Genomic DNA, 17,393 nt, shown 5'->3' on the forward strand with positions numbered 1-17,393 from the left:
GTCAGTCCTCCGCCGACACCATCTCGACCGCGTCCGCCTCGACGACGGCCGCGAACGTCCCCGCCTCGATTTGGCCGAGCGCGACGGCCGAGTAGGCCGTGCCGCCGTCGAGCGAGATGTCGGCGAGTTCGAGTTCGACGCGGCCGCGGTCGACCGGTCGGAACGAGAGGTCGTGGGTCCCCGCATCGACCGGGCGGTACTCGCTGACCTCGCGGAAGCCGACGCCATCGACGAGCGTCGGCCTGTTGCCGACGGTGAGCGTGATGTCCGGGGCGTCCGGCGACGCGTGGACGAGGCGGACGTGGGCCTCCTCGGGCGGTACCTCGGCCGGGTCGTCACGTACGACCGTCGCCTCGATGTCGGTGACGAGACCCGTCGCGAACACCGTGTAGGCGGCGTCGGGCGCCAGCGAGACGGTCCGCTCGACCACCGTCGCGGTGCTCCCGGCGGGGGCGATTGCCACCTCCCGGTCGCCGGCTTCGACCCGGTCGTACTCGCTCAGCGTCGCGTACTCGACGTTCTCGAACCGCATCTCGCCGCCCACGCTGACGTCGACATTCGGCGCGTCGGGACAGCAGTGACCGACGCGAAGGAGTGCGTGTGCTGTCATGGGATATCCTCTGCCCGCGCCGACGCCGTCGGTGGGTTTCGTTATGGGCAAGGTAGGTCCCGAGTAAGTTCGGGGAACCGAACGCACTCCCGACTTACCGTGCGAGATATTACCACACAACAGTTAGACGGCTCGGCGTCGAACTCCGCCCATGAGCCTCGAAGAGGTGTTCGGGCAGGTTCCCGACCCCCGGTCCCACTCGTTCCCGGAGTACGCGCTGAGTCAGGGCGACCCGGTCCGACCGGTGGCGCTGACAGAGGCCGAGTTGCGGGCGTTACTGGACCTCTACGAGCAGTTCGCGGCCGTGGACCCGAGTGGCGTCGACTCGAACCCCTTCCTCCGGGCGACGAGCGACTTCCTCAAGCAGACGTTCGGCACGACGCTCCGCCGGCCAGACGAGCAGTTACACGACGACGTCGCGGCGATGCTCAACGACTTCTCCGACGGGTTGGGCGGGAAGTCGCTCGGCGTCGTCGACGCCACGCCGGCCCACCACCGGACGCTGTACTTCTTCCTGACCAGTTGCAAGGCCTACCACCTCGCGCCGCACGTCCGGTTCGACCCCGACGAGGCCGCCGTCCGCACGCTGTACGACCTCTACGAGCGAGTGAGCGAACAGGAGTTCTACCTGAAGCGCCCGAAGTCCGTACTGGAGTGAGCGCACGGCGACGCTCCGGACCGGTAATCGCGGCCCACCGACCGGGACGACCAGCCACGAACGGGCGTACCGAGGGGACCACGACGCTGATACCGCTGGCACGCCTACGACGGGTATGGACCCCGACGAGGTGCGCCGCGCGTGGGACGCCGTAGCCGAAACCTACGCCCGCAAGCGCGACCCGAGCGGTTCCGACGCCGCGCTCGTCGACGACCTGCTGGCCGACCTGCCGCCCGACCCGACGGTACTGGACGTCGGGTGTGGCGACGGTGCGCGCACGCTGGCGAACCTCCCGTCCGGAAGCGTCGGCCTCGACTTCTCCCGCCGCGGACTGGAACTGGCCCGCGAGACGGTTCCCGACGCCAGACTGGTGCAGGGCGACATGACCGCGCTCCCTATCGCCGACGACAGCGTCGACGGTATCACGGCGTACCACGCCGTCTTCCACGTCCCGCGCGAGCGACATCCGGCGGTGTACCGGGAGTTCGCCCGCGTCCTCCGGCCGGGCGGCCTCGCCCTGCTGACGCTCCCGAGCGGGCGGTTCGAGACCGTTCGACGGGGCTGGATGGGCGGGTCGATGTTCTTCTCCGCCCCCGGTCGACAGGCGACGCTCGACCAGTTGCGCGAGGAGGGGTTCGAGGAGGTGTGGACCGAGACGGCCGACGACCCGCTTGGCACGTCGACGGAGTTCGCGTTCGCCCGACTCGGTGCCTGACGTCGTTCGCGGTGTTCGCGGCGTCTGAGCCGGACAAGACATTTACCCGAGGCGTTGGACGCGACAGCTATGGTCCACTGCCCCGACTGCGAGAGCACTCTCGCCGACGAGAGCGACGTGGAGTTCGTCGAGATGGACGCCACCACCGGCTTCCTCGCCGCCTCCAAGCGGTTCTACGTCGCCAACTGTGCAGACTGTGGCGCGACCCTCGGGAGCGGCGTCGCCGGCGCGAAGGCCGGCGGAGGCGGTGCCGTGTAGCAAGAAGACATTTATCGCATCCCTTCGATTCGGCGGTCATGGTCCACTGCCCTGAATGCGACGCGACCCTCGAACAGAAAGACGACGTGGAGTTCGTCGAGATGGACGCCACAACCGGCTTCTTCGCGGCCTCCAAGCGGTTCTATCTGGTCGCCTGCACGGAGTGTGGCGCGGCCATCGGGAGCGGCGTCGCCGGCGCGAAGGCCTGAGTCCGGGTCGGCGCCGCCGAGGCCGACCCCGAACCAGCGGTGCGTATTTCTAGTTGAACGACCTACACGAACGTATGTCACTCGACGTCTCGGTTCCGGACCCACCGTCGCTCCGCGGGCCACAGCCACGGGGCGAGTACGAGGCCATCGACGAACCCGACGAGGAAGTCGCCGACGACTACCGACGGGAGGAGGTCGAGCGCATCCTCGCCGACGGCGCGTGGCACGACGCCTTCGAGGAGTGGACGACCCAGACGGGTCTGACGGCGGCCGACTTCGACGTGGTCACGAGATACGACCTCGTGGAGGCGTTCGACTTCTACTGGGACCCGACCACGGACGAAGTGGGCTACCGTGCGCCGTCACTCCCGGCGGCCGCCCGCGAAGAACTCGACCCCGACGACGCGGACGAAATCGAGTCCGAACTCGACGCGCTGGGCCGGGTCGTCTCGGAGATGCTGGAGAACGACTACCTCCTGCGCGACGACGAGACGTTCGGTTTCTTCGACGACGAGGCGCCAGAGGAGACGTTCGACTACGACGACAGAGAGGAGTGAGGTGTTCGGGGCGTCGCCGGTCCGCGCGGGCGTGGTCGTAGCGACGGCCATCACCCTTCTCGGCGTCGGCACCCTCGTCGGCCTCGTCTACGCCGACGCGACGACGACGGTCACCAGAGTGGCCTACGAGGAGTACCAAGCAGGATGTGCGGACCTCGCCGGCCAGACCCGCCTCGTCGACGGCGGCCTCGGGATGCGCGAGGTGACGCTGAACGAGACGCACGTCAGGCGGTGTGAGAACACGACCTACGAGGAGTACCGCCAGCAGCGCCGACAGTCGCTCCGCACCGCCCCCATCGGGGTTACACAGTGGGTCTGGTTCGGCGGGATGGGGCTACTGTTGACCGGCGGTGGCGCGCTCTTCCTCCGGCGTGAACTGGCGTCGTAGCGGCCGACGGCGGCGCTCGGGTGCTCCCCGGACGAAGGGTCGGCGCTCGCCGACGGCACGGTCATCTCGCTCGGCCGCCCAGAGAGGGTGTTACAGTGACCGACGACGACCCGTTCGAGAACATCGACGTCCCGGATGACCCGACCGCCGACCTAGACCGCGCGACTCAACGCCTCTCGGTGCCCACCGAGAAGCGGCGCTACGGCAAGCAGGTGGTGCTCGTCGAGGGGTTCGAGGGCGACACCGACCTGCGGTCGCTCGCCTCGGACTTGAAGCCCGCGCTCGGCACCGGCGGGACGGTCAAGGAGGGACGCATCGAACTGCAAGGAGACCACGCGGAGCGCGTGCGAGAACTGCTCGCGGAGAGAGGGTTCGAGGTCGCCTGAGACGGCTCTCACTCCTCGTCTAACTCGTCCTGCCACTGCTGGACCGTCGCCATCAGTTCGACGGGAGGAGTTTCGTTGACATCGAGGTCTTGTAGCTCTTCGAGGACCGATTGTGTCTCAGCGTCGATAGCCGTCCCATCTGACTCGTCGGCGGTAGCTGCCTCGGGGTTCCCGTCGGTCTCGACTCGCTGTGTGTCCCCACCAGTAGCGAATTGTCCCGAGTTCAGGTCGAAGACGGCCTGTTTGGTTTCGCTACCGCTCGTGTTTCCACGAACCTCGATTGCCTTATCATCGCGCAGCCTATCCAGAACCTCCCGCGAGCGCTCGACGACGGGTTCGGGAACACCGGCTAAATCGGCGACATGGACACCGTACGAGCGGTCTGTCGGACCGTCTCGTACTGTCCGAAGGAAGGTCACATCACCATCGGTCTCGTCGGCAGCGACGTGGACGTTGTGGACCGTCTCAAGTGACTCGCCCAACGCGGTGAGTTCGTGATAGTGTGTGGCGAACAAGGTTTTCGCCTGAATATTCGTCGCGATGTACTCGCTGGCCGCCCACGCGATGCTGATACCGTCGAACGTCGCCGTCCCGCGGCCCACCTCGTCCAGAATCACCAGCGAGTCCTCGGTGGCGGAGTGGAGGATGTTCGACAGTTCCTGCATCTCGACCATGAACGTCGAGCGGCCCTGCGCGAGTTCGTCTAAGGCCCCGACGCGGGTGTAGATGCCGTCGACGAGGCCGACGGTGGCCGACCGCGCGGGGACGAAACTCCCGGCCTGCGCCAGCAGAGTGACGAGGGCGGCCTGTCGCATGTACGTCGACTTCCCGCTCATGTTGGGGCCGGTGACGACGAGGAACTGGCGGTCGCGGTCCAGATAGAGGTCGTTGGGGACGAATTCGGTGGTCTGCTCGACTACGGGGTGGCGACCGGCCTCGATGGACAGTTCGTCGCCGTCGGTGACCTCGGGCCGGGTCCAGTCGTTCTCGACGGCGTGGACCGCCAGCGACGCCAGCGCGTCGATTTCGGCGAGCGTACGGCCCACGTCCTGCATGAGCGTCGCCTGCTCGGCCACCCGCTCACGCAACTCCTCGAACAGGTCGTACTCCATCTCGTGGCGGCGTTCCTCCAGTCGGAGGACGGCCCGCTCCTTCTCGTCGAGTTCGGGGATGGTGTAGCGTTTGGAGTTCTTGAGCGTCTTTATCTCCTCGTACGCCTCGGGGACGCTGTCGGTCTCTGACTTCCCCACCTGGATGTAGTAGCCGTCGGTCTTGTTGCGGTCGACGGAGAGGTGGGTGATGCCGGTGCGCTCTTTCTCTCGCTGGGGCAGGGTCTCCAACCACTCCAACGCGCCCTCGTGGTCGTCGATGACCTCGTCAAGACTGTCGTCGTAGCCGCGGCGGAACAGGCCGCCCTGCGTGACCGTCCCCGGCGGGTCCTCGACGAGCGCCGCGTCCAGTTCCGCGGCCAGTTCGGCGGCGGCCTCGCGGTCCGCGCCCGAGAGCGCGTCAGCCAGCGGCGACTCGGCCAGTCGCTCCGTCTCCGCGACGGCGTCGGCGACCTGCGGGAGCAGTTCCAGCGTCTCCTGGGCGGCCCGGAGGTCCCGGGCGTCGGCGCTCCCGGAGGTGGCCCGGGATGCCAGTCGTTCGAGGTCGTAGGCGTCCGAGAGGGTCTCCCGAATCGTCTCGCGGGCCATCGCCTCGCGGGTCAGCGCCGCCACCGAGGACTGCCGGCGCTGGAGTTCCCCGCGGTCACGGCGAGGGCGCTGGAGCCACCGCCGGAGGAGTCGCCCGCCGGCGGCCGTCGTCGTGTGGTCGACGGTGTCGAACAGCGACCCCGATGTCCCGCCTTGCATCGTCTCGGTGAGTTCGAGGTTCCGCTGGGTGGTCGCGTCCAGCGCGACGTGTTCGCGGGCACCGTAGGCCTGCAGGCGCGTGACGGCCGCGAGCGTCCCGACGCCGGTCTCCTCGACGTACGAGAGGACGGCACCGGCGGCGGCGATGGCCGCGTCGTCGTCGGCGATGCCCACGCTCGATAAGGTCTCGGCGCCGAACTGCTCGCGCACCCGATGGCGGGCCCGACCGGGCGCGAACGCCTCTGAGGCGTGCAGGGAGACGGCGGCGTCCAACCGCTCCGAGAGGGCGTCCAGAAAGTCGTCGTCGTTCCGCAGGTCGGGGCCGGGCAGGACCTCCGCCGGCGCGAACGTGTACAGTTCGGAGAGGACGGCGCCGGGGTCGGCGTCGTCGAGTTGGGTCACCTGAAACTGGCCGGTCGTCACGTCGGCGAAGGCCAGTCCGTAGGAGTCGCCGTCCCGGCCGGACTGCCGGACGACGGCGGCGAGGTACTGGGCCGAGGCGTCGCCGGTTTCGAGGTGCGTGCCGGGCGTCACCACCCGCGTTATCTCGCGGGCGTGGCCGTCGGCCGTCTCGTGTTGGTCGGCGACGGCGACCCGGTAGCCCCGTTCCACCAGCGCGGAGACGTACGGCGTCAAGTCGTCGACGGGGACGCCGGCCATCGGGTACGACGACCCGTGGGAGGACTTCTGGCTCACCTTCAGGTCCAGTTCCTCGGCCACTAGTTCGGCGTCGTCGGCGAAGAACTCGTAGAAGTCGCCACACTGCATCGTCAGAATGTCGGCGTCGGTCTCCTCCTTGAGCGAGAGGAACTCCCCGACGATACCCGTCGCCTCTGTCATGGCCGTGTCTCTGTCCGTCCCCGGCGTAAGGATTGCGGGAGCGGACGGCCCGGACCGAACGCCGTCGACCGAGTTAGCTGTCGGTCCCGTCGCCGCTCTGCCCGTCGGTCCCGGTTTCGTCGCCGGCCGAAGTCGCGTTCCCGTTGCCGTTGCCGTTCCCGTTCGTATTGCCGTCGACCGGCGTCGCGGCGTCGGCGAACGCGGCGACGGCCTTGACTCGCGTGTTGCTCGTCCGGCGGACGAACTCGGCTACGTCGGACCCCGGCGGCGAGGCGACGAGGTCACGGAACGGCTGCCCGCCCGGGACGACGAACGTCTCGTCCGTACCCGTCTCGACGACGATGTCGCTGGCGCTCTCGCCCTGTCGCGGCCGGAGGCGGACGCCCGACCCGACCTGCTGGCTCACCGTCGTCCCGAGCAACTGGAGCGTCGCGTCGGCGAGACTCGTGACTTCGCTCGGGTTCGTGTCGGTGAACACGTAGACAGCACCGGCGTTCATCGCGCCGATTTCGCTCTCGGGAACGCCGACGACCACGTCCTGCTTGCCCGTGCCGGTCACGTCGCCGACCTGCACGACGTAGCCGGGTCGCCCGGACAGGGGGACGTTCCCCGCCCGGTCGGGCAACGGCTGGATAGCTTCGTCGGGGAAGCGGTCCGGTTGCCGGCGGACCCGGAAGATGCCCCACAGACCCGCTTCGAGACGGCGGCGCTGTTTCGTCTCCTGGTAGATGTAGTCGCCGTTGCCGCTGCCGCTCCCTAACCCACCGGCCCCACCGAGCAGGTTGAACGTCTCGGCCTTGCCGGGGCTGAGTTGCCCGTCGACGCCGACAACGGGCGACTCGTCGACGCCCTGGAAGCGCTGCCACTGATGTTCGGCGAGGTGGAACGCGACCGAGCGGGCCTTGTCAGCGCCGCTTGCGACCCGGAACCTAACCGGGTCGTCGGTGAGCGCCTTCAGTACTGGCGTGTTCGGGTCGCCGTGGACGCGCGAACTGTAGACGAGGTGTTGGGCGTCGTTGCGTTCGAACCGGCGGACGAACGGTTCCGCCCGGTAGTTGACACCGCCGTATCCCTGGTCCTCGGTGTCGCCGAGTTGGTTGCAGGGGGCGTTCGGGTTCTCGATGTCCGGGCCCGGCGGGACCACGCAGTCGTCGGGGTCGTCCCGGTTCAGGATGAACTGTCCGTCGGCGAAGATGAGCGCGTTCTCGCGGAAGTCAGGCGTCCCGTCGGCGGTCTGTATCATCGACTCGGCGGTGGTGACTGACGCTTCACCCGTCCGCGAGTCGAGCGTCACCGAATCCCGCGGCTCGACTACCAGCTGACCGAACGCGCCGTGATGGCGGTTGCTACGGACGTCGGCCATGTCCCACAGGAGCGACGTCCCCACCTCGCCGCTGGCGAACCAGCGGTAGGTGATGGTTTCGCCCCGTTCGACGGTCGTGTCGTAGTTGAACCCGACCGTCGACCCGTTGGACCCGTTGACGTCGTAGTCGAGCAAGAGCGGGTGTAACGAGATGCGACTGGAGCGGTCCCACGGCTGAGAGACCCGCATCTTCGGGTGGGCGTGGTCGTCGAGGTCCCCGGGCAGGTCGTTTGTGAGGTTTATCTCGATGCAGTCGCCCTCGTTGGCGTGGAGTGTCAGCGGTTCGACCGGGCGCTCGCCGTTCTTTATCTCGTCGACGTACCGGTCCAGCGCGAAGACGACGCCGTACTCGTCGTGGTCGCCGTAGTCGTTGTAGGGGATGTCCACCTGAAACGCCGTCACGTCGAACGACCGAACCGGTGCGTCGTCTGGGCACGGGTCGCCGGGGTCGTCGGGTGCCGGTGGAATCTCCCCGATGCTCCCGTTCTGCCGGGCGTCCTTGTCCGGCGGAAACGCTCGGTCGTCGTCGCTGGCATAGCGGAGTTTGGCGCGCTGTCCCTCCTCTGTCCAGTCGAAGTCGGCGAAGGGCGCCGGGTGTCCCATCGCTTCGAGGTCGGTCTCGGAGATGGACTCGCTCGGTGCGTCTTGGCCGGGGAGCGCCTGGAGGTGGTCGACTGCGCCGCCCCAGATTCGGGTCAGACCCCACATCCCGGTCCACAAGTCGTCTATCATGTTCGCGCCGTACCGGTAGTCCCGCACCGGCAGGTCGTTCGGGTTCGTGATGTGGTCGAAGTCGGGGTCCGTCTCCGTGGACGGCACCGTGAACGTGAACGCCTCCGAGGTGCCGATGACCTGCGAGACCGAATCCTGCTGTGCGAATCCTTCGGGGTCGAACTGGAGGCCGTGGATACCGAAGTTGTGCTGTTCCTCGTAGGCCCCTTGGAACAGTCGGAACCGCAGTTGGTCGCCCGCGTACGCCTCCAGAACGGGCGTCTCCGGGTCGCCGTGGGTCTTCGAACTGTGGACGTAGGCCGGGTCCTCGGTATCGCGGTGGTAGAACGGCGAGTTCCGGTAGTTGATGGCCATCGTCCCGGCGTTCTGGTCGTGTTCCCGGTCGGGGTTGACGAACTCGCCCGTGTCCGGGTCCAGCAACTGCGCGAAGTCGTGGTAGTGGAGCGCCTGTTCGCGGAAGGCCTCGCTCTCCGGCGGGTCGATGATGGCCTGTGCGCCGCTGTAGATTGAGTCGCCCGAGTACGGGTCCAGCCACTCCGACCCTTCTGGCTCCACGATGAGGCCACAGAACAGGCCGTGCATCACCTCCGAGATGCCGATGATGTGGTCGTGGAAGAAGATGGCGCCCTCCTCGTCGGCGTACCAGCGGTACTGCATCGTGTCGCCGGGGTCGGTCGCTTGGTCGTAGTTGAACCCCGTCGTGACCGACTCCGACCCCAACTGGTCGAACCCGACGAAGTGCGGGTGGACCGAGGACGGGAACCCTTCTTCCAGTTCGTTCTGCAGGCGGACCTCCACGCAGTCGCCGACGTTGGCCCGGACGAACAGCGGTTCGGGGTTCAACTCGCCGTCACGGAGGAGTTCGGCGTCGTCGACGTCGATAGTCTCCCGAACGGTTCCGTCGGGGTCCTTGAGACGGACCTGGTCGAGGACGTAGACCAGTGCCTCCGGGTCGTAGTCCCCGGTGTCGTTGTAGACGATGCCGTTGTCGTTGCCCGGTCGCATCAGCGCTATCGTGTACTCGACGATGCGCTCCGGGTCAGGGCGCTGACACGGGTCGGCGTACGGCGCACCCGGTTCGAAGTCGTTGCCGAAGACCTCCAACTCCACGTCGGTCGGGTCTCGCGGGTTGTTCACCGACGAGCGTGGTGGCTTCGGGGCCAGATTGCCGATTGGACTCTCGTCCGGGCCGAGGTCGTACACCTCGCGGATGGCGTCGGCGACGAACTCCGGGTACCCCGGCGTGTCGTCGTCCGGGCCGATGAGGCCGCTGGAGTTCGGGAGGGGCACCAAGTCGGGTTGGACCTCGTCGTGGATGCGCATGATGGCCCACATCCCCTCGCCGTAGTGCGGGAACAGGTGACAGTGGAAGAGGACGTCGCCCGTCGACTCGTGGACGTAGCCCGCACCGACTTCGAAGGCTTCTTCGAAGGTCGTCGACTGACGGAGCGTCCGCGGACCGTGGCCGGCGACGAGGTACGCGTCGAACGTGTCCCCGAGACCGATGGTCTGGGCGTCGAGGGTGTCGGCCGCCGTCCGCGGCACCTCCTTCCAGCGGTGCTGGTGGAGGTGGTGGACGTGGTTCTCCTCCAGCGACGCCCCGACGAAGGTGTACTTCACCGGGTCGCCCTTGTACGTCTCGAAGACGTTATCACCCCCGCCGGGGTCCCCGTTGGTCCACGAGTTGTAGAACTCGTCGTCGCGTTGGCCGAGCGGGTCCGCCCGGTAGTTGATGGCGTGTATCGTCTGCGGGACGTCGCTGTCGGGCCAGAAAACTTCCGGTTCCATCCCCTCGGGCGTGTGGTAGAACGGGACGAACTCCCGGTAGGTCGTCCCCAGACCGTTGGGGTCGTGGATGACCGCCCGCGTCCCGCTTCGGAGTTCCCCACCAGTCTCGGGGTCCGTCCACGTCGCGCCCTCGGGTTCGACGACGATGGCCCCGAACAGCCCACGCGAGAGGAGGTTCGCCTGTTCGGGCGGTTCGTCGGCGCTGTCGACGGCCTGATTGGCCCCGTCGTAGAAGAAGTGCGTCCCCGTGTGGGTCGCCTCCCAGCGGTACTGGACGGTGCCGCCCGGCGGTGCGGTCGTGTCGGGGTTCAGGCCGACGGCCATCCCGTCGGACGTCCGCACGTTGTACGGCAGGGCCGTCTGGTGCATCGAGGCGTGCCGGTCGAGGTGGTTCACGAAGCGAATCTGTATCGTGTCTCCCTCGTTGGCCCGGATGACTAGCGGTTCGATGACCGAGGTGTCGACCTCGTCTCCGTCTGCGTCGTCGTCCGGTGGTCCCCGTCCCTGTCCCTGTCCGGGGTTCGAGTCCGTCTGGGTCGTCTCCGTCTCCTCTTCGACCAGCGAGAACCCGTCGTCGGGGGCGACGCCCGACGCCGCCCGTACGGCGTCGAGGTTCTCCTCCAGAACGTACATCACGCCGTTCGGTTGGTGGAGGCCGAACTGGTTGTAGAAGATGTCCACCTCGACGGCGTGGACGGTGAACCGGCGGGTCCGACCGTCGTTCGGTCGGTTCTGTGAGCGAGCGGTCTGTGGGTCGGCCTCGCCGTCGAACAGCGTCGTCGAGAGCGGGAGCAACCCGAGTCCTTGAACGAACGTCCGGCGCTGGACCGGGGCCACGTCGGTCGGGGTGTCGATGTCGTCGTCTGCGTCCGGTGACATGCATATTACCACCCACACGAGATAGGTTTGGTAACGACCCGGTTTCTGGTTGTAAAACCCTACTAACACTTTGGGGGGGGGAGTGCCTGGTGTGCCACGTCGTCTCACCGCGGCGAGACATACGCGACGTTCAACCGACTCTGAACCGGTGACACGGCCGACGGGTAGTGGTCTGCAAATAGCCCTCAGGAGCGGTATATAGACCGTACCGTACCGAAAGCACCATTTAGCCGCCTTCGAAACAGCCGGTTACAGGCCGGACGACTGGTCCCGAACGACGGGCACCATCCGGCCCCCACAACCATGACCGACACGTTCCGCGTCGCCGTCGTCTGCGTCCAGAACGCCGTCGCGCCGACGGCGCGACGAGCCCTGTCTCGCCTCGCTCGAACGACCGCCCGAACGCGGCCCTCGATGCCGGTCGCCACGGGAGGCGACCGATGACGTATCGGGTCGCCTTCGTCTGCGTCCAGAACGCCGGCCGCTCCCAGATGTCGACCGCCTTCGCCGAACGGGAGGTCGAGAAACGCGGTCTCGGCAACCGCGTCGACGTCGTCACCGGCGGCACCCACCCCGCCGACCACGTCCACCCCGAAGTGGTCGAAACCATGCGGGAATTCGATGTCGACCTCTCGGACCGGACTCCGCGCGAAGTCTCGACCGAGGAACTGGAGGCCTGTGACCTCGTCGTCACCATGGGGTGTTCGACGCTCTCGCTGGACGCCGACGTCGAGGTCCGCGACTGGGCGCTGGACGACCCCGACGGGCAGGACGAAGCCGCAGTCAGGGAGATTCGAGACGACGTCCGCAGTCGCGTCGCCGACGTGTTCGACGACGTCGAAGCCGAGTTAGAGACCGCTTGAGCGGTCAGCTATATGAACCGGGGGCCGGTACAGGGTGACAATGCGCGTGGCGCACCGTGGATGGGTGGCCGTCGCCGTCGCACTCCTGCTCGTTCTCACGTCCGTGGGACCAGCGGCGGGGACGGGCGACCCCATCCAGTGGGAGCGCCCGGACCCGACTGCGCCCCGACAGCAGGACGTGGCGACTGCGCCGACTGCGCCCGCGAGCGTCACGCTTCCGGGCCGGACCGATTCCGAGAGTCTGCCTCCGGGCCCCGGACTAGCACAGGTCGCAGACGAGGACGCCATCCGCCAGACCCAGACCTACGGGCTGACGCCCGACCGGCCCGGCGAGGTGGCCGTCGAGTTGACCTACGAGATACCCGACCGCGTCGTCTCCCTGCAGACGCAGATTCCGTCCAACGCCTCGGTGACCGACAGCGACGGGTTCGACCGGGTCAACGGGACCACCTTCGAGTGGGACGGGACCACCGGCGCGGCGACCATCGACTACCGCATCGACCCCAACCAGACCATCGAGCGGACCGGCCCCGAGGGCGCAGACGGGCAGTACATCGCCGTCGACGCCGGGGAGTGGGCGCTCATCAGTCGGTCGCACACGCCGACGCGGTGGCGCTACACCGGTACCGACCCGGTCGTCTTCCGGCAGAACGTGACGACGGCCGGGGATGGGGCTGCCGGGGACCAACTCGTCTATCTCGGCCCCGTCACCACGTTCGAGCGGACGACCGCCAACCAGACGTTCCGACTCGCGGTCCCGGAGCGAGCGACGCTGGCCGAACCGCCGAACGCGATTCTCGACTCGCTGACCGACGCCTCCGACGCCATGCGAGTCGGTGACCGCGACGAGGAGGTGTTCGTCGTGGCCGCGCCGACCGACGACGTCCAATGGGGCGTCCGCGGGTTGGAGACCGGCGGGTCGGACCTCTGGGTGCGCGACACCGAGCGACTCGACACCGCCGACAACGTCTGGTTACACGAGTACGTCCACAGCAGACAGTCGTTCACGACGACCCGCGAGACGCGCTGGCTGACCGAGGGGACCGCCGTCTACTACGCGGCGATGCTGACGCTCGAACAGGACCGCATCGACTTCGCGGCTTTCCGTGAGGCCCTCGACGACGGCAGCCGCGACGTCTACGACGGCGTGGTGCTCGCCGACCCCTCCTCGTGGGAGCGCAACGCGAACTACGTCAAGGGGTCGCTGGTGACCGGTCGCATCGACGAGGAGATACGCCGCGAGACCGAGAAGGAGGCGACGTTTCAGGGCACGTTCAGGCGGCTGAACGGGCTGAACCACCCGGTGACCCAAGACCGCCTGTTGACTGCCGTCGAGCAGGCGGGTGGGACGGACTCGCGGACCGACGCCACCGCCTACACGGAGACGGCAGCGTCCGTGACCATGTGGAACGAGACGGTCCACGCCGGGGTGTTCGGACAGGTGCCCGCCAGAATCGGTTACGCCCTCCCGGAGGCCACCGAGGACGGCGGCTACCGCGTCAGCGGCTCCTACCGGACCACGACGGTCACGAACACCACGCCGATACGCCTCGCCACCGGCGAGACGCTGACCGTCGAGGCCCTCGTCAGCAACGCCGGCGGCACCGAGGGCACCTACAACGCGACCCTCGACATCAACGGGACGAGCGTGGCCACCGAACAGGGCCGCATCGGCCCGCAGAACCAGACGGTCGTCCCCCTGTCGCACACGTTCGTCACGCCGGGACGCTACGTCCTGAGCGTCGACGGCGACAACGTCACCGTCGTCGTCGAACGGCCCGCGGAGACCCGCGTCACGGGCATCGAAGTCAGTTCGCTGACGGCAACCGAGGGGAGTTCCGTCGTCGTCACGGCGACGGTGGTCAACGACGCACGGGTGCCCGCGACGGGGACCATCGTGTTCACGCGCGACTACGAGCAGGTGGCGACCCGAGAGGTGTTCCTCCCGCCGGAGAACACCACCCGCGTCGCCAGCGGCGTCCCCCTCCCGGACCCGGGCGACGTCGTCGTCTCGGCGGGCGGTGCCCGGCCAATCGAGGTGACCGTCACGCCGTCGAACGGGACGCGGGCGACGGCGACGCAGACGACGGCAGAACCCGAGGCCAGTACGACCGGCCAGAACGGTCCCGGGTTCACCGTCGTGGGGACGCTGGTGGCGCTCCTGCTCTCGGTGGCCGCCGCACGCAGTCGACGGCATCGGCGGAGATAGCCACCGCTTAGTACCACCGCGTAGTAGCCGCGCCCATGCCAGAGCTAGGTAAGGTCGACCGCGAGTTCTTCGGCGAGTACATCTACCCGAACCTCGGCGCCGACCGCGAGGACGTCACGCTCGGGCCGCAACACGGCGTGGACTTCGGCGTCGTGGACGTCGGCGAGAAAGCGGTCGCGATGGCGACCGACCCGGTGTTCGTGATGCCGTCGCTGGGGTTCGAGCGCGCGGCGTGGTTCGCCTTCCACATCCTGATGAGCGACGTCGCGGTGTCGGGCCTGCCGCCGACGCACCTCTCCATCGACTTCAACCTCCCGCCCGAGATGACGAACGAGGAGTTCCAGACAGTCTGGGAGACGTTCGACGCGGAGGCCCGCGAGTTGGGCGTCTCGGTCATCACCGGCCACACCGGCCGCTACGCCGGGTGTAACTACCCGATGGTCGGCGGTGCCACCTCGATTTCGGTCGGTGAGTTCGACCAGTTGGTCCGCCCGGACGGGGCGCAGGTCGGGGACCGCGTCGTCGTCACGAAGGGGCCGGCCATCGAGGCGACAGGCCTGCTCTCCATCCAGTTCGAGTCGCTGATGGACGGGGAGATGGACGCCGACGACATCGCGGACGCCACCGACCGGTTCTACGACATGAGTCCCGTGAAGGACGCGCTGACGGCGGCCGCGGCGGGGCCCGTTCACGCGATGCACGACGCCACCGAGTGTGGCATCTACGGCGGCCTCTACGAGATGGGGCGGGCCGCCGGCGTCGGCGTCGAACTGGAGACCGAGCGCGTGCCGGTCCAACCCGGCGTGCGCGAGGCCTGCGACTTCTTCGGCATCGACCCGTGGATTTCCATCAGCGAGGGGACGCTACTGGCGGCCGTCGACCCCGACGGCGTCGACGGCGTACTGGACGCACTCGAAGCCGAGGGCATCCCCGCGGCCGACGCCGGCGTCGTCACTGAAGGGAGCGGGTTGGTGGTCGACGGCGAACCCACGGACCACCCCGGGGTCGACCCCTTCTGGGGGACCTTCGAGGAGTACATGGGGAAACTGCAGGAGTAGTTACGCGCTTGTTCGCTCCGACGAGGGCCCTACTTCGACGGCATAGCTGGACTGAAGCCACGCTTCGGGGTTGTCAGTGTCGTAGACGACGACGTCGCCGCCGCCCGTGGTGAAACTGCCGTACTGCTCGTCGTTCTCGCCGGAGTCGTTCGGTGCCGGTTCCATTGTCTACACCGGGTGTGGGGAGTTCTCACACATAAGCGTTTCTCGGGTGTGGTATGAAGTATTATTAGCATACTAGGATGGCGTGCCGGCTGTCGGTTTCTCGGCGCGCGGTCACGTGCGGACCTGCCAGACCAGCATCGCTTTGAGGCCGCCGGTCCAGCCTCCACGCATGACACGCGCGGACGCACCGGTCACGCCGCCGGTCGTACTCACCATCGCGGGCAGCGACTCCGGCGGCGGGGCCGGCATACAGGCGGACCTGAAGACCGTCGAGGCCGGCGGGGCCTTCGGCACCAGCGCCATCACGAGCGTCACGGCACAGAACACGACGGGCGTACGAGGGAGTCACCTCCTGCCGACCGAGGACATCGAGGCCCAGATTCGGGCGATTCGCGAGGACTTCGACGTGGCCGCGGTCAAGACGGGGATGCTCGCGGTGAGCGACGTCATCGACCTCGTGGTCGAGGAGACGCCCCTGCCGAACCTCGTCGTCGACCCGGTGATGGTCGCCACGTCGGGCGACCGACTGCTGGAACCCGAGGCCGAGGCGGCCTACGAGGACCTCGTCGCCGAGGCGACCCTCGTCACGCCGAACGCCGACGAGGCCGAGGTGCTGACCGGCCGGACCATCGACGACCCCGGCGACGCCGAGGCGGCGGGCCGGGACATCGTCGAGATGGGCGCCGACGCCGCCCTCGTCAAGGGCGGGCACGTCCCCGGCGACGAGGTGGTCGACGTGCTGGTGACCGGCGACTCGGTGACGACGTTCCGCCACGACCGGGTCGACACCGAGGCCACTCACGGGTCCGGGTGTACGCTCTCCTCGGCCGTCGCCACGCGACTGGCCCACGGCGACGCTCTCGACGAGGCCGTCGCGGCCGGCATCGACCTGTTGGCCCGAGCAGTCCGATACAACCTCGACGTGGGCGAGGGCCCCGGCGCGGTCCACCACACGGTCGAGACGCGAAACGAAGCGGCCCGCCACGAGACCAGCGAGGCCGTCGAACGGGCGGTGGCGGCGCTCGTCGACCGCGACGTCTCGGCGCTGGTCCCGGAGGTGGGGATGACCGTCGCCGGCGCGACGCCCTACGCCGAGACGCCCGAGGAGGTGGCCGCCGTCGAGGGCCGCATCGCGCGGACGATGGACGGGGTGCGGCCGAACCGCGGCGTGCGCTTCGGTGCAGGCGGGACCGTCGCACGGTTCCTGCTGGCGGCCCGCGAACACGACCCGGCGCTCCGGTACGCCGTGAACTGCCGCCTGACCGACGCCGTCGAGTCGGCCCTGTCGGACCTCGGCGGGGCCGTCTCGGGGTACGACCCCGCTGACCGTCCCGAGGACGTCTCGCCCGCGGACACGACGGCGTGGGGCGTCGACCGAGCCTTCGAGACCAGCGAGGACCCGCCCGTGGCCGTCGTCGACCGCGGCGAGGTGGGGGCCGCCGGGAGCGTCACGCTGTTGGCTCGGGACGGCGAGACGCTGGTCGACCGCACCGAGACGCTACTGGACGCCGTGACGGAGTAGTCAGGCGACCCGCGGGTGCGTGAAAAACCGTCGAGCGGGCCGCCACAGACCCGTCGCGCTGTCTCCTCGTCTCCTCGTCTCGGCCGGCCACCTACAGGTCGGACTTCAGTCGAACCTCGTCGTCTGTGATGGTCTCCACCGTCTCCGGGTCGAGTTTGTAGTCGTCATCGTCGACCTTCTCCCAGCCGAGACGCGACATTATCTTGTCCGTGATGCCCGGGTCGGGGTCGACGAAGGCGTCGCCGCCGCGGAACCCCGATATCATCCCGATGGTCTCGCCGTCGGCGTTCACGACTCGCTTCCCCTCGTCCCGTTCGGTCAGGTTGGTTCGCGCCAT

General features: G+C 68.2%; 17 protein-coding genes. 12 read left to right on the forward strand and 5 right to left on the reverse strand.

Features of this window, described 5'->3' with window-relative positions; translation table 11 throughout:
* Position 1: 1 nt before the first annotated feature.
* A complete protein-coding gene (locus tag Hhyl6_RS05895) occupies positions 2-610 on the reverse strand; it encodes a DUF4397 domain-containing protein (protein ID WP_483738294.1) in 609 nt (202 codons plus the stop codon).
* Positions 611-761: 151 nt separating this feature from the next.
* Between Hhyl6_RS05895 and Hhyl6_RS05900 the strand changes: the two genes are divergently transcribed.
* The 7 genes from Hhyl6_RS05900 to Hhyl6_RS05930 all read left to right on the forward strand — a co-directional run bounded on the left by Hhyl6_RS05900 (position 762) and on the right by Hhyl6_RS05930 (position 3,781).
* Entirely contained in the window at positions 762-1,268 is a 507-nt protein-coding gene (locus Hhyl6_RS05900; protein ID WP_483738295.1) for a hypothetical protein, read from the forward strand.
* 115 nt (positions 1,269-1,383) lie between these two features.
* Positions 1,384-1,983, forward strand: coding sequence for a class I SAM-dependent methyltransferase (locus Hhyl6_RS05905; protein WP_483738296.1), 600 nt, complete (start codon positions 1,384-1,386; stop codon positions 1,981-1,983).
* Positions 1,984-2,052: 69 nt separating this feature from the next.
* Positions 2,053-2,241 carry a hypothetical protein gene (locus Hhyl6_RS05910; protein WP_483738297.1) on the forward strand — a complete coding sequence of 63 codons (189 nt, stop codon included), beginning with the start codon at positions 2,053-2,055 and terminating at the stop codon, positions 2,239-2,241.
* A 38-nt stretch (positions 2,242-2,279) separates the two neighbouring features.
* Positions 2,280-2,450, forward strand: coding sequence for a hypothetical protein (locus Hhyl6_RS05915; RefSeq protein ID WP_483738298.1), 171 nt, complete (start codon positions 2,280-2,282; stop codon positions 2,448-2,450).
* A 74-nt stretch (positions 2,451-2,524) separates the two neighbouring features.
* Entirely contained in the window at positions 2,525-3,007 is a 483-nt protein-coding gene (locus Hhyl6_RS05920) for a DUF7992 family protein (RefSeq protein ID WP_483738299.1), read from the forward strand.
* A 1-nt stretch (position 3,008) separates the two neighbouring features.
* The gene (locus Hhyl6_RS05925) at positions 3,009-3,395 is read left to right on the forward strand and encodes a hypothetical protein (RefSeq protein ID WP_483738300.1); all 387 of its coding nucleotides are present in this window, start codon (positions 3,009-3,011) and stop codon (positions 3,393-3,395) included.
* A gap of 95 nt (positions 3,396-3,490) precedes the next feature.
* Positions 3,491-3,781 (forward strand): SUI1 family translation initiation factor, encoded by a 291-nt coding sequence (locus Hhyl6_RS05930; RefSeq protein ID WP_483738301.1) that lies wholly within the window; start codon positions 3,491-3,493, stop codon positions 3,779-3,781.
* An 8-nt stretch (positions 3,782-3,789) separates the two neighbouring features.
* On the opposite strand, the gene mutS is transcribed toward Hhyl6_RS05930, so the two are convergent.
* Together mutS and Hhyl6_RS05940 are read right to left on the reverse strand one after the other, a co-directional pair.
* Positions 3,790-6,477 carry a DNA mismatch repair protein MutS gene (mutS, locus tag Hhyl6_RS05935; RefSeq protein WP_483738302.1) on the reverse strand — a complete coding sequence of 896 codons (2,688 nt, stop codon included), beginning with the start codon at positions 6,475-6,477 and terminating at the stop codon, positions 3,790-3,792.
* A gap of 73 nt (positions 6,478-6,550) precedes the next feature.
* Positions 6,551-11,239 (reverse strand): multicopper oxidase domain-containing protein, encoded by a 4,689-nt coding sequence (locus Hhyl6_RS05940; protein WP_483738303.1) that lies wholly within the window; start codon positions 11,237-11,239, stop codon positions 6,551-6,553.
* 303 nt (positions 11,240-11,542) lie between these two features.
* On the opposite strand from Hhyl6_RS05940, the gene Hhyl6_RS05945 reads away from it, so the two are divergent.
* Genes Hhyl6_RS05945 through Hhyl6_RS05960 form a run of 4 tightly spaced genes read left to right on the forward strand, consistent with a single transcriptional unit; the run spans position 11,543 to position 15,369 of the window.
* On the forward strand, positions 11,543-11,683 hold the full coding sequence (locus Hhyl6_RS05945) for a hypothetical protein (RefSeq protein WP_483738304.1): 141 nt from the start codon (positions 11,543-11,545) through the stop codon (positions 11,681-11,683).
* Positions 11,680-12,102: an arsenate-mycothiol transferase ArsC gene (locus tag Hhyl6_RS05950; protein WP_483738305.1), complete on the forward strand. Its 423-nt coding sequence runs from the start codon at positions 11,680-11,682 to the stop codon at positions 12,100-12,102. Before Hhyl6_RS05945 ends, Hhyl6_RS05950 begins: the two co-directional genes overlap by 4 nt.
* Before the next feature lie 40 nt (positions 12,103-12,142).
* Positions 12,143-14,311 carry a peptidase gene (locus Hhyl6_RS05955; RefSeq protein ID WP_483738306.1) on the forward strand — a complete coding sequence of 723 codons (2,169 nt, stop codon included), beginning with the start codon at positions 12,143-12,145 and terminating at the stop codon, positions 14,309-14,311.
* Positions 14,312-14,346: 35 nt separating this feature from the next.
* On the forward strand, positions 14,347-15,369 hold the full coding sequence (locus Hhyl6_RS05960) for an AIR synthase family protein (RefSeq protein WP_483738307.1): 1,023 nt from the start codon (positions 14,347-14,349) through the stop codon (positions 15,367-15,369).
* On the opposite strand, the gene Hhyl6_RS05965 is transcribed toward Hhyl6_RS05960, so the two are convergent.
* Positions 15,370-15,534: a DUF7331 family protein gene (locus Hhyl6_RS05965; RefSeq protein ID WP_483738308.1), complete on the reverse strand. Its 165-nt coding sequence runs from the start codon at positions 15,532-15,534 to the stop codon at positions 15,370-15,372.
* 169 nt (positions 15,535-15,703) lie between these two features.
* On the opposite strand from Hhyl6_RS05965, the gene thiD reads away from it, so the two are divergent.
* Entirely contained in the window at positions 15,704-17,056 is a 1,353-nt protein-coding gene (gene thiD / locus Hhyl6_RS05970) for a bifunctional hydroxymethylpyrimidine kinase/phosphomethylpyrimidine kinase (RefSeq protein ID WP_483738309.1), read from the forward strand.
* Positions 17,057-17,147: 91 nt separating this feature from the next.
* On the opposite strand, the gene Hhyl6_RS05975 is transcribed toward thiD, so the two are convergent.
* On the reverse strand, positions 17,148-17,393 hold the full coding sequence (locus tag Hhyl6_RS05975; RefSeq protein ID WP_483738310.1) for a PRC-barrel domain containing protein: 246 nt from the start codon (positions 17,391-17,393) through the stop codon (positions 17,148-17,150).

This window comes from Haloarcula sp. H-hyl6 (assembly GCF_056934455.1).